This window comes from Leifsonia sp. NPDC080035 (assembly GCF_040050925.1).
In the GTDB taxonomy this organism is placed as follows: domain Bacteria; phylum Actinomycetota; class Actinomycetes; order Actinomycetales; family Microbacteriaceae; genus Leifsonia.
Window position 1 is genome coordinate 2,056,217 of the sequence record NZ_CP157390.1, and the last position, 12,394, is coordinate 2,068,610.

General features: G+C 69.5%; 7 protein-coding genes and 2 tRNA genes. 4 read left to right on the forward strand and 5 right to left on the reverse strand.

The features are described from left to right. Positions 1-25: 25 nt before the first annotated feature. Positions 26-1,765 carry a glycoside hydrolase family 13 protein gene (locus AAME72_RS10125; RefSeq protein ID WP_348786438.1) on the reverse strand — a complete coding sequence of 580 codons (1,740 nt, stop codon included), beginning with the start codon at positions 1,763-1,765 and terminating at the stop codon, positions 26-28. A gap of 194 nt (positions 1,766-1,959) precedes the next feature. Continuing rightward, positions 1,960-2,811 (reverse strand): pentapeptide repeat-containing protein, encoded by an 852-nt coding sequence (locus AAME72_RS10130; RefSeq protein ID WP_348786439.1) that lies wholly within the window; start codon positions 2,809-2,811, stop codon positions 1,960-1,962. Positions 2,812-3,067: 256 nt separating this feature from the next. Here AAME72_RS10130 and AAME72_RS10135 point away from each other — a divergent pair, with 256 nt between their 5' ends. Next, positions 3,068-4,024, forward strand: coding sequence for an aldo/keto reductase (locus tag AAME72_RS10135; protein ID WP_348786440.1), 957 nt, complete (start codon positions 3,068-3,070; stop codon positions 4,022-4,024). 64 nt (positions 4,025-4,088) lie between these two features. Here the strand turns inward: AAME72_RS10135 and AAME72_RS10140 are convergent, their stop codons facing one another. Then, complete coding sequence (locus AAME72_RS10140) at positions 4,089-5,132, reverse strand: hypothetical protein (RefSeq protein ID WP_348786441.1); 1,044 nt, start codon at positions 5,130-5,132, stop codon at positions 4,089-4,091. A 64-nt stretch (positions 5,133-5,196) separates the two neighbouring features. Between AAME72_RS10140 and AAME72_RS10145 the strand changes: the two genes are divergently transcribed. Both AAME72_RS10145 and AAME72_RS10150 read left to right on the forward strand, forming a co-directional pair. Beyond that, positions 5,197-5,268 (forward strand) — tRNA-Thr (locus AAME72_RS10145). 30 nt (positions 5,269-5,298) lie between these two features. Continuing rightward, positions 5,299-5,372, forward strand: a tRNA-Met gene (locus tag AAME72_RS10150). A gap of 1,476 nt (positions 5,373-6,848) precedes the next feature. Here the strand turns inward: AAME72_RS10150 and AAME72_RS10155 are convergent. Continuing rightward, on the reverse strand, positions 6,849-9,152 hold the full coding sequence (locus tag AAME72_RS10155; protein ID WP_348786442.1) for a chitobiase/beta-hexosaminidase C-terminal domain-containing protein: 2,304 nt from the start codon (positions 9,150-9,152) through the stop codon (positions 6,849-6,851). A gap of 248 nt (positions 9,153-9,400) precedes the next feature. On the opposite strand from AAME72_RS10155, the gene AAME72_RS10160 reads away from it, so the two are divergent. Further along, the gene (locus tag AAME72_RS10160) at positions 9,401-11,167 is read left to right on the forward strand and encodes a hypothetical protein (protein WP_348786443.1); all 1,767 of its coding nucleotides are present in this window, start codon (positions 9,401-9,403) and stop codon (positions 11,165-11,167) included. A gap of 3 nt (positions 11,168-11,170) precedes the next feature. Here the strand turns inward: AAME72_RS10160 and AAME72_RS10165 are convergent, their stop codons facing one another. Next, a complete protein-coding gene (locus AAME72_RS10165; RefSeq protein WP_348786444.1) occupies positions 11,171-12,202 on the reverse strand; it encodes a LacI family DNA-binding transcriptional regulator in 1,032 nt (343 codons plus the stop codon). Positions 12,203-12,394: the final 192 nt, after the last annotated feature.

Consider the following 12,394-nt stretch of genomic DNA (forward strand, 5'->3'; position numbering starts at 1 on the left):
CGCATTCGCCACGAATCGGCGCGGGTCAGATCAGCCAGGCGGTCGTGTCGCGCGGGAGCAGACGGCCCTCGAGCGGGCCGCTGGCGAGGATGACCGCGCCGGCGGGGAGCTCGAGCGGGGCCTTGCCGAAGTTGACCGCCACGGTGACCGCGCCCGACCGGAAGAGGAGGGCGTCCTCGCCGGCGTTCGCCCACTCCAGCTCGCCGAAGGCCAGGTCGTGCTCGCGGCGCGCGGCCAGCGCATCCTGGTACATCGACAGGGTCGAGCCGGGGACGCCGCGCTGCGACGAGCGCGTGTACGACGCCCACGACGCGGGCTGCGGAAGCCAGCTCGCCGCGGTCGGACCGAAGCCGTACGACGGGTCGGTGCCCTCCCACGGGATCGGGACACGGCAGCCGTCGCGGCCGTAGCGCTCGCCGTTCGTGCGGAACCAGGTGGGGTCCTGACGCGCCTCGTCCGGCAGGTCGATCGCCTCGGGCAGGCCGAGCTCCTCGCCCTGGTAGAGGTACGCCGATCCCGGCAGCGCGAGCATGAGAGCGGTCGCGGCGCGGGCGCGGCGGAGCGCGAACTGCGGGTCGGGGATGCCGGTCGAGTTCGGTCCGATGCCGTGGCCCTGCAGGTTCTCGCCCTCCAGGGCGAGGCGGGTCGCGTGCCGCACGACATCGTGGTTCGAGAGCACCCAGGTACTCGGCGCGCCGACACTGCCGAACACCGAGATCGAGCGGTCGATCACAGTGCGTAGCGCCACCGCATCCCACGGCGTCTCCAGGTAGCCGAAGTTGAAGGTCTGCTGCATCTCGTCCGGGCGCACCCAGCGGGCCAGCTTCTCCAGCGGCTCCACCCAGGCCTCGCCGCAGAGCACGCGGTCGCCCTCGTACTCCTCGAGGACTGTGTGCCAGTCGCGGTAGATGGCGTGCACACCGTCCTGCGCGAAGTACGGGGGAGTCGCGGGCTCGTCGCCGGCGTGACCGGCGATCTGCGGCTCCAGGGCGATGCCACCGGTGGTCGTCGGCACCTGGCCGCCGCCCATGCTGCCCGCGTGGGCGGGCGGCGTGTAGTCGGGCAGGCCCTTCTCCTTGATCATGCCGTGGGCGACGTCCACCCGGAAGCCGTCGACGCCGCGGTCGAGCCAGAACCGCAGGATGCCGCGGAACTGCTCCCACACCCACGGGTTCTCCCAGTCCAGGTCGGGCTGCGACTTGTCGAAGAGGTGCAGGTACCACTGACCGGGACGGCCGTCCGCCTCCGTGATGCGGGTCCACGCGGCGCCGCCGAAGATCGACTCCCAGTTGTTCGGGGGCAGCTCGCCGTCGGCTCCCGTGCCGTCGCGGAAGATGTACCGCGCGCGCTCGGGGCTGCCGGGGCCGGCGGCCAGCGCCTCCTGGAACCAGACGTGGTCGCTCGAGGAGTGGTTGGGGACGAGGTCGATGATGACGCGCAGGCCCAGCTCGTGCGCCGTGCCCAGCAGGGCGTCGAAGTCCGCCAGCGTGCCGAAGCGCGGGTCGACGTCGCAGTAGTCGGCGACGTCGTAGCCGGCGTCGCGCTGCGGCGAGGTCTGGAAGGGGGACAGCCAGACCGCGTCGACGCCGAGCTCGCGCAGGGCGGGCAGGCGGTGCGTGATGCCGGGCAGGTCGCCGATCCCGTCGCCGTCGGAGTCCGCGAAGGAGCGCGGATACACCTGGTAGATGACGGCGGAGCGCCACCACTCGCGGCCGGGCGTGCTCGGGGACAGAGGGGAGGAAGTGGGAGTGGGGATACGGATCACCTGTCTTGGTCATCGAAGGGACGGGACGGGCGACGCCGGCGGGTGGGAACGCGGCGGCCGCGGGCGCGGCCGGTCCCAGGGTCTGCGGGGGTGGTGCGAGCCGGGGTCGTCGCGCCGTCGTCGGCGCTGCACGACATGCTAGCGCCATCCGCTGGGCGCCGCTTCAGGGCGCCGGGGCGCGCGCCGGGGCCGGCTCAGCGCCAGTGCGACGGGCGATCGACCGTGCGGGGGAGGCGGGTTCGCGCGTCGCCGGTCGCGGCGTTGACCTGCGTCTGGGTGAGGTAGATCGCCTCGGAGAGGTCGGCCCCGCCGAGCCGGGCGTCGCGCAGGTCGGCGCCGATCAGCTCGGCGCGGACGAGGCGCGCATCCCGCAGGTCGGCCGCGATCAGGAGGGCGCCGCGCAGTTCGGCGCCGCGGAGGTCCGCGCCGCGCAGGTCGGCGCCCAGCAGGTCGGCGCCCGGGCGGATCCGGGACCGCTTCACCCGCAACGGCGCGGTGCAGTCGGCGGGCTCGCCGGTCTCTCGGGTGAGGCGGGCGGCCTCGCGCAGGAGCTCGGCGGCGGGGGCGCGCAGCTCGTCCACGTCCAGCATCCGGATGGCGTCGGCGGGGGCGTCGGCGGCCGCCTCCACCTCGGCGCGCGCCTCGCGGAGAGCGGGATGTAGGGGAGCCGCCGCGGGCATCCGCAGCGCCTCCTCGAGGTACCAGAGCAACTCGTGCAGCTGACGGACGATGGGGAAGACGGCGAACATCCCGGCTCGCACGGCGTCGTCGTCCCGCCAGCTGCGGCCGTCGAAGGTGTGCCGGGTCACGTGCTGGCCCGCGCCGAAGCAGTCGAAGACGGTGCAGCCCTTGAAGCCGCGGTCGCGCAGGTGCGGGTGGATGCTGCACCGATCGTCCCCGTCGAGGTTGACGCACGGCTCGCCGGCCGGTTTGTCGAAGGCGAAGTCGGCGGACTTCGCGAAGGCCAGGGCGACGCAGCAGAGCCCGACGCAGTCGCCGCACTCGGCGCGGAGCGCGCGGCGGGGTTCCTCGACGATGGTGGCCATCCCTCCACACTATGGGCGGGCCCGTCACCTTTCCACACTCGTGCGCCCGCGACCGCGACACCGTGACTGCTGCGTCGTGGGACGAGTGCGCCCCGGCGCCCGGGCGCACTCGTCCCGCGCGTGCGCAGTCACGCTGCCGCACGCTGCCGTGCGGGGACAGTCGCCACGGCGGGCGGGCGCGAACCGAACGGAACCGGAATAGGCCCGGCGAGCAGGCGTTAGCGTGGGATGACCCCCAACGAAAGGACGAAACGGCATGACTTCTGCGCGTCGCACGATCGGAACCTCCGACCTGACGGTCTTCCCCCTCTCCCTCGGCGGCAACGTCTTCGGCTGGACGGCCGACCGGGACACCTCGTTCCAGGTGCTGGACGCGTACACGGCCGCCGGTGGCAACTTCGTCGACACGGCGGACGGCTACTCGGCATGGGTGCCCGGCAACACCGGCGGCGACTCGGAGCGGATCCTCGGCGAGTGGTTCGACGCCCGCGGCAACCGGGACGACGTCGTCCTCGCCACCAAGGTCAGCCAGCACCCCGACTTCAAGGGTCTCGCCGCCGACAACATCCGCCGTGCCGCCGACGCCTCGCTCGAGCGCCTGCAGAGCGAGTACATCGACCTCTACTACGCGCACTTCGACGACGAGACGGTGCCGCTGGAAGAGACCGTCGCCGCCCTCTCCGGGCTCGTGGACGCGGGCAAGGTGCGCTACATCGGCATCTCGAACTACTCTCCGGAGCGGGTGGAGGAGTGGTTCGCGATCACCGAGCGCGAGGGACTTCACCGCGCCGTGGCGCTGCAGCCGCACTACAACCTGGTGGAGCGCGCCTACGAGCAGAACTACCGGCCGCTCGTCGAGCGCCACGACCTCGGCGTGATGCCGTACTTCGCGCTCGCCGCAGGCTTCCTCACCGGCAAGTACCGCGACGGCGTCACGGTGGACAGCCCCCGCGCCGGTGGCGCGGCCAAGTACCTTGACGACACCGGTCGCGCGGTGCTGGCCACCCTGGACGAGGTCGCGGCCGCGCACTCCGCATCCGTGGCGACGGTGGCGCTGGCCTGGCTCGCCGCCCAGCCGACCATCACGGCGCCGATCTCGAGCGCCCGCACGCTGGAGCAGCTCCCCGACCTGCTCGCGGCCGTCGAGCTCGAGCTGACCGCCGACGAGCTGGAGGCGCTCTCCGGCGCCTCGGAGGCCGCCGTCGCGGCGTGACCGGATCGACCGCGAGGGTGCTCCCGATGGTACGGAGCACCCTCGCGGTGATGGTATCCGCTGGTCAGGGCGTGACCGACTCCGAAAATGTGAGGTACCTCAGCGGACCCGGGTACGGCGGGTGGCTGTCCCCATAGAGCAGCGCGGCAGCGGCGGAGCCCGGCGTCCAATCCCAGAGGTCATCGATCGCGAGCAGGTCTTTCCACTCCGGCACGCCGTGCTGTGCTCCGGCGGCCAGCGCGTCGATCCACCCGTGGAACCATCGAGAGCCGCGTGGCGGACCTGACACGTGCGCCTGGTCGTGGAGGTGAGCGAGCAGGTAGCCGCGCCCGGGAGGTTTCCAGCATGAGGGATGAGAGCAGGACCACGCGACGGACCTGTCCCGCTCCATGATGGAGCGGAAAGGACGGGGTGCGCTGTCGGCGTAGTACTGGTCGGCGATCATGTCGAGGATGCGCGTGCCATATCGTGGGGCGCGGGAGTCTTCGCTGGTGCTTCGCATCGCCCTGCACAGTACGTCGCCGATCAGCGTTTCGTACGGTTCGATCACGATCACGTGCTCGAGATCGTGGACGTCGGTGCGGGGGTGGTGCTTGGCGTGCACGAGCTTGGTTCGTGCGTCTCGCTGCCATTCCTCGGTCGTCGCTTCGCCCGCGAAGACCAGGTGGTAGCTCAGCGTGACGCCGTGCCAGCCGTCCTTCTTGCCGCGACGAGTCTCGCCGAGTCCGCCGCTCGAGACGAGCTCGGCCAACCGCTTCTGCGCCTTGACGACCTGTCTGTCGTCGATGTGCGCCCTGCGCAGGTTCTTCGCGTCCACAACCATGATGTGGTCTTCCGTGCCGGCGGCGATGTGGATGATCATGTCGAAGTCGCCCAGTCCTCGCTGGCGAGCGCGAGCGCCGAGGACGGCGCCGGCCGCTCGGCCTGGTCCGAGCGCGACCTGAATGTGACGCGCGAGGAAGTCCTCGCCGACAGCGCCTTGGTAGAGCGACTTCTTGCTTCCGGGTCCCTCGAGTGGTCGGCTATCCCAATCCTGCGCCCACCCCATCGGGTCGCCGAAAAGCTGATCCAACATGCCTCCTTGGCTGTCCGCGGTGGTACGGAGCACCCCCGGAGGAATGGTATCCTCGTACGGTTGCCAAAAACGTCCGGCGGATGCCGACGTCGGCTTCGCCCCCTTAGCTCATTGGTAGAGCACTTCCTTGGTAAGGAAGAGGTAGTGGGTCCGATTCCCACAGGGGGCTCCGTCTCCCGAACGCGACGAGGGAGACCCCGGCGGGGTAGCTCAGGTGGTTAGAGCACACGGCTCATAATCGTGGTGTCGCGGGTTCGAGTCCCGCCCTCGCTACATAGGTTGAAAACACGGGGAACGGCGGCTGTTGAACAGCCGCCGTTCTTGTGTTTGCAGGCGACATCGCCCACATTCTGCCCACACGTGAAGTGGTGACGCGTGATGACGTCAGAGTCGTATGGCCCTCGTGTGCACCGTGACGGAACCGCGAGCGCAGATGCGGGAAATGTCGCCTCAATCCGTTGATGACACGGTTGTGACCGTCCTGGAGCTTGCTGCGGGGAAAGCCTCCCGTGCCGCAAGCATGGTCAGATCGGAGGTTTTGAGCTCACGTCGCGGCGCCGATCGGGTCGGAGAAGGCGAGCCGGGACGCGTGCCTATGACGGGGCGGCGGGGACTCGGCACTCTCACGCGTCCGGGTGGGCTGGGGTAGTGTCCATCAGCCCGGTGGAGGCGTAACATGAATTGCGGGCTCCTCCCAGGCGTGTTCTGCCGGCCGGTGGTGCTGATTCCGGGTCTCCTCGCGCTGCCGGTCGATGTGGTCGACCGGGGAGAGTGCGCTATGGCGGAACAGTTGTTCCCTGAAGACTCGGCGGATCAGACCGAGCGTCGCATCGAGAGAGCCTGGGAGTCCTTAAGGTCGTCTCGCCGGGATGACCCGGACCGAATTCAGAAGGCACATGACGCGTACTTGTCGGACCCGACCGACGACGAAACGTCTTAGCGTTCTGAAATGCTGGAAGGCAGATCGTACCCATTCTGACATGGGGCGGTGAACTGCGTTTCCCAGCGGGCGCGGGGACGAGGTTCGCATCGGAGTCGATGCGCCCCTCGCCCTCGTTCTCATTCTCATTGCAAGTCTGATGGAAATAGGGAGGCGCATCTCGTGGACGAGATACAGTCTCGAGACGACCGCAGTGGCGGCGACCCGGGCGATCCGATGGAGTTCAGAACGCCGGAGGGCCAGGACGCGGACGCGCGTTGGGACAACGAGGGCGGCTCGGTGGGATCAGACGCCGACCTCGCAGCCGAGGTGGCGGCGGAAACACGTGAACATCGGTGGACTGAGGCGCATGCGCAGCATTGGCACACCAGCGAATACACGACCGCGACTCGCGCGAGGGCCGAGGAACGCGTGACAGGCCGGATCAGCTCGGCGACGACTGACGCCGAAGTCGAAGGACCCTCCGGGAGCGGAGAGCAGTCAGTCCGGCCTGAGGAAGACGATCCTGCCTGAGTGCGTGATGCGCTCGATTGGAGGATCGGCCTCGGCCCGGCCCGCTGCGCACCGACGGACTGCCCGGTAGCAATACCCGCCGGATCCGCGGATTCTCGCCACGCTCCAGGGAGTCCCGGCGTCCCAGCTAGAGCACACGGCTCATAATCGTGGTGTCGCGGATTCGAGTCCCCCCTCGCTACAGCATCAGAAGCCGCCGTCTCGTCGTTCCCCGCGATGATGGATCGCTCCGCCCGATCGGGAGTGTGCACGGACCGGGGCCGCCGCCCGTCGGACGGCGGCCCCGGGTGGTTCTCTCAGCCCTGCGTGAGCGAGAGGTAGAATACGTCCTCGTTCTCCGTCTGGTTGAGGTCGTGCACGGTGGGATCGGCGTCGATGATCGGCACCTGCACCTGGATGGTGTTCTTGCCCGTGCTCTTCCACGTCAGCGGCGTCTTGTTGCCGAAGAGGTCGACCCGGTCGAGCGACGTCACATGATGGACGTTGCGGAGCGTCACCGTCATGGTCGGGTTTCCGAAGTTCAGGTGGATGGTGTCGCCCGTGGCCTGATCCTCGAAGATGTCCGCCTGGTTCTGCCGTTTGAGGTCGATCGCGAGGACGACGCGGTCGTCGTCCAGCCGGAAGCCGTTGGCCGTCGAGAGCGCCTCGTTCAGCTCGGGCTTCAGACCCGGGTCGGTCGTGAAGTCCGTGTACGTCTCGGCCTTCGTGCCGCGCAGCAGCGAGGCCAGCGTGACGAGCGTCTTGCCCTTCGTGCTCAGGCCCGAGCCGCTGCGGATGGTGCGGTTGTAGCCGAAGGCGGCCGGGTCGCTGGGCGACCAATCGGCGAAGTAGATCAGCTTCGTCTGATCGATGTTCTTCGTCCCCTTCGACAGCGCCCACTGGAACACCCGCGGGTAGATGTCGGCGATGAACTTGTCCTCGGTGGTGAAGCCGATCTCCGTCTGCCACACGGACGGGTTCTTGATCCCGCGCTTCTGGGCCGCGGCGTAGATCGTCTGCATGGTGCCGATGGGCATGTAGTGCATGTCGTAGACGTCGATGCTCTTCCACGCCTTCCACTTGTCGAGCAGGGCGATGTACTCGCTGAGCGGAGCGCCGCAGATCCAGCCGCCGTAGACGAGCTTGACGCCGGCGGCGTGGATGACCTCGGCGGCCGGGAGCTGGATGTCGCGCATGTACTGATCCATGCCGCCCTCCCAGAAGCCGGAGCCGGGATAGGCCTCGTTCCACACCTGGAAGTAGGTGATGCCGAGCGGCTTGAGCGTGTCCACGGCGAGCTTCACGAAGGCGGTCCAGTCGGCGGGATCCTGCGGGGGAGTGCGTCCGATGTTCGTCTGGACCTGCTTGCTCTCGATGACCTTCCCCGAGGAGTCCTTCGTCGTGAGCTGGCGCGTGAAGCTGCCGTTCTGCTCGGAGAGGACTGGACCGTAGACGTAGGTGGTGCCGTGGAAGTCGTAGCTGTAGCCGGTGCGGTTGGCCGCCCACCCGGCGGTGTAGGCGAGCACCGGGAGGATCGTCTCGCCGTGCGCCTTCGCCTCGCGGAACTGGCGGACGTACTCGGCGAGGGCGGCCTTGTCGATCTGCCCCTTGGCGGGCTCGACGCTGCCCCAGTCGAAGTCCTGCCGCGACCACTGCACGCCGGCGGTGAGGCCGGTGCTGCCTGCCTGGTTGATGCCGGCGAAGGCGCGGAACGGCTCGTTGAGCACGAACGGCAGGTCCGAGACCGCGCTCGGTGCACCGGTCTTGGAGATCGCGACGGCCTTGATGTCCGTGTCGGCCGTGATGGTGATGGGCTCGGCGTAGGTCTTCGCCGTGCCCGAGGTCGTCGGGTCCGACCCGTCGGTGGTGTACGCGATGCAGGCGCCGTCGGTGGCACTCGAGAGCGCGACCGCGTCACCGGCGTCGATCGCGCCGGCGCCGGGCTTCGCGGTGACGACGGCCGGGGGAGTGGACAGTTGCGTGGTGACGGTCGCCTTCAGCGAGCCGGGGACCCACCACGTCGACACCCCGTCGTCCACGAAGAGGATGTCGTCGCCCGCTGCGGCCGTGACGTTCAGGTCGAACGTGGTCGAGGTCCCCGTGTACGTGAAGAGCTCGCGGAACGTGCTCGCGCTGCCGATCGAGTCGCTGCGGCCATCGTGCGAGAGCAGCACGCGGAAGCGGCCACCGGGCGACGTGAAGCTTCCGGCGATGTGGACGTTCTTGCCGTCGGCGATATCGGGGACGGTGTAGGTCTCGGCGATCGGGCGCCAGTCGGTGCCGATCGAACCGTCGGCCTTCACGAACCAGGCGTGCTCCGGCTTGGTCGTGTCGGCCGCCCACTCGTCGGAGGCGAAGGAGCCGGCGCCGCCCTTGTGAAGCAGGTTGACGGCGTCGCCGTCGATCGACTCGTAGGACCAGCGCCCGGCGCCGACCACGTTGGAGTCGAGCCGATAGTCGCTCACGTTGCCGGAGGTCGGATTGGGTACAGCGGCCGGGCAGTCGGCCGGCGACGGGGCGGTGGCCGTGGTCTCCGCCCGGTTCATGCTCTGCGCAACTGCTTGCGCGGATGTCGGAATTGCTGCGACGCCGAGGATGACCAGCGCCGTCGCGATCGACAACGATCGATTCTTCACCTGTGAACTCCATCGTTCGAGAATGGGAGTGAATTTGCGCGGAAGTGCGCGGTCCGCACAGGTTAGGCCCGGCGCGGCTCGAGTGTCAATCGCGGGTTTCCGCGCTCGCCGCATTCGGCGATGGGGGCTTGCGCCGGCGCTCGTCATGCCTCATTCTGTGGTGTGCAACCGATTGCGCGTTGCATCAGCCTCACGACGACGTGTGCGCCGTGATGAAGTGGGGAGTCTCGACGATGACCGAGCCCGAGCCCGAGCCCATCCCGCGGCGGGTCTTCCTCGGCGCCGCCGCCGCCGCGGCGGCCACCGCGTCACTCGCCCTCGCGGCCGGAGGGCCGCCCCTGAAGGCATCGGCGTCGCCGCTCGGCATCCGCCCGATGGGCGACTCGCCGAACGCGTCGCCGGACGGCACGACGATCCCGTCGGCCTCCTCGATCACCGACAACGGCGGTGCCGTGTGGACGCTGTCGGGAGGAGTGATCCACCGGAACGGCGCCACCGTCGGGAACACCTACAACGTGACCTTGCTGCTCTGGTACGGGGGGATGATCTATCACTCGGGAACGGGTGGACAGTGGTACGTCTGCCTCAACGACGTCTGGCTGAAGGTCACCGACCCCCGCATCCCGCTGTCGGCTCCCGCAGGGATGATGTACGGGGTCAACACCCACCACGACACGGCGCTGTCGCCCACCGACATCGTCGCGGCGATGGGCGCGCTCGGCGCGACGGTCCTCCGGGTCAACACCGGCGGAGACGACGGCTCGATCGCGGCGGCGGCGGGGATCGCGCAGCGCGTCACAGAGGTGGGCAAGAGCGTGTTCCCCGTGATCGACGCCGGACTGCAGGACGCCGGCAAGAATCTGGCGTACGGCTCCGAGGCGCAGGCCCGTGCGGCCGCGCAGGACATCGGCCGACGGGTGGCGACCGCGATGGCGCCGCTCGGCGTCACCATGTACGAGTGCGGGAACGAGCTCACCCGCGACCCGTACGTCGTCGCCGCCGACCACACGAACGACGCGGGCACGAAGGCCATCGACTGGCGCAACGACACCTGGCCGCTCATGCGCGGTTTCATGCTGGGTCTGATCGACGGCGTCAAGGGCGTCCAGCCGTCCGCGCTGATCGGCATCAACTTCTGCCGGTCGGACATCGGCGCTGCGGACGCCCTCTGGGACGGGATGCAGCCGGACGGCTCCGGCGGCCATCCGCAGGTGCGGTGGGACATCACGACCTGGCACAACTACCAGGTCGACGGCGACCTGTTCCGCATCGGGACGGACGGCGCCGGGCCGTCCTTCAACCTGCCGATCTACGCCAAGGCGCGCTACGGCAAACCGTTCATGGTCACAGAGTGGAACTCCAACGAGGACGACGCGCTCCCGCACCGGGCCGCGTACATCCCCTCCCAGCTCCAGGAGTTCCGGGCCGCGCGGACGACGGTCGGCCTCCAGTCGGCGATGTTCTACAGCCTCGATCAGGGGGCGAAGTGGGGTCTCACCCAGGGCGACGGCACCCCGTTGGACCCCCCGTACAGCGCGTACCAGGACGACGTGTTCGCGCATCCCGATGCCGTCGCGAGCGGGGCGCCCGTCGGGTCGACGATCTCCCTGAGGGCATCGAACGGGATGTACGTGAGTGCGAGGAAGCAGGACGACGGCACGGCGCCGCTGCAGGCGATCGCCCCGGTCGTCGATGTCTGGGAGCGGTTCACGGTGGTGGACGCCGGGAACGGCATGATCGCCCTGCAGGCTCAGGCGAACGGCAGGTACGTCAGCGCCTGGGAGCCGACGACGACCGACGGTCCGCTGACTGCGGCGGTGACCGCCGTGGCGGTGTGGGAGTCGTTCCGCTGGGTCGTCCTCGGGGCGGGCTCCATGGGGCTGGTCAGCTCGGCGAACGGCGACCTCGTCAGCACGTGGCAGGACACGGACGGTGCCCCGGTGAAGGCGAGCGCTCCGCGCCTCCTCGGCTGGGAGACGTTCCAGTGGGCGGTGGCCTGACGCTCAGAGCACGTCGTACGGCTCCAGGGTCGGTCCAACGGTCGACCGGCCGACGATGAACTTCGGCTCGACGTACTCGACGCCCGGCTCGCCGTCGCCGCCGATGGCGGCGAGCAGCCGTCTGGCGGCGTGCTCCCCGACCGTGATGAGCTGCGGGTCGAAGGTGGTGAACGGATCGTCCGGCCGGCGGACGCCCGCGAGGCGGTTGTCGTAGCCGACGATGGCGATGTCGTCCGGCACGCGGATGCCGTGCTTGTGGAACTCGGCGAAGAGGCCGATCGCGATCTCGTCGTTCGCGGCGAAGATGGCATCGACGGGCTCGCCACTCGCCATGATCCGCTCGGCCGCGTCGGTGCCCCAGCGCTGCAGGTAGCTGCCGTAGAGCGGGCCGCCGAGCGCGGTCCTGATCCCGGCGGCGGCCATCGCGTCCGCGAAACCTGCGGCGCGGGCGTCGACAGCGGGCTCGTGGACCGCCGCTGTCACGTGGGCGATGTGCCGGCGGCCGAGGCCGATCAGGTGCTCGGCGGCGATGCGTCCGGCGGCCCGGTTGTCCGGCGCCACGACGTAGTCGGTCTCGGGTGTGGCCGACGAGGAGGCGAACACGACGGGCACGGCGAAGTCCTCCGAGAGAACGAGGCTCGCGCGGTTGGGATCGTCGCCGACGACCAGGATGCCGTCGATGCGACGCGACCGCAGCCGCTTCAGGTAGTCGTTCAGCCGCCGCGGCGTGCCCCGGGCGTCGAGGGTGACCGCTGCGATGTTCTCGCGGCCGAGCAGGTCGGTGGCGCCGACGATGAGCGGCATGCTAAAGCGCCCCTGTGCGGCCTCGGCCAGCACCCCGACGATGAAGCTGCGGCCCGTGACGAAGGAGCGGGCGATCATGTCGGGCTGGAACTGGAGGCGCTCCGCCGTCTCGATCACCTTCGCGCGCGTCTCTGCGGACACCCGGCCGACGCCTCCGAGCGCCCGCGAGGCCGTCGTGAGCGAGACGCCCGCCGCGCGCGCGACGTCGCTCATGCTGGCCCGCTTCGTCATCCGTCCTCCTCGAGAATGGCGCTCACCTAACGTTAGTGGGGGAGACGCCTCGGCGTCATCCGAGTGTAAGCGATTTCGCTCGGAGGCCCGTGCGACGCGTCCGCGACGGGTGCCCCTTGTTCCGCTGCGAAGCCGAACGCGAAAACTCTTGCGCGTGCCCCACGGCCGCTGTTCAAGGCTGGTCGGCGAATT

What these genes read in the sequence shown, in the direction of transcription:
- AAME72_RS10165 (WP_348786444.1), bottom strand. Translation starts at nt 12,202, where the DNA reads ATGACGAAGCGGGCCAGCATGAGCGACGTCGCGCGCGCGGCGGGCGTC.
- AAME72_RS10130 (WP_348786439.1), bottom strand. Translation starts at nt 2,811, where the DNA reads ATGGCCACCATCGTCGAGGAACCCCGCCGCGCGCTCCGCGCCGAGTGC.
- AAME72_RS10135 (WP_348786440.1), top strand. Translation starts at nt 3,068, where the DNA reads ATGACTTCTGCGCGTCGCACGATCGGAACCTCCGACCTGACGGTCTTC.
- AAME72_RS10160 (WP_348786443.1), top strand. Translation starts at nt 9,401, where the DNA reads ATGACCGAGCCCGAGCCCGAGCCCATCCCGCGGCGGGTCTTCCTCGGC.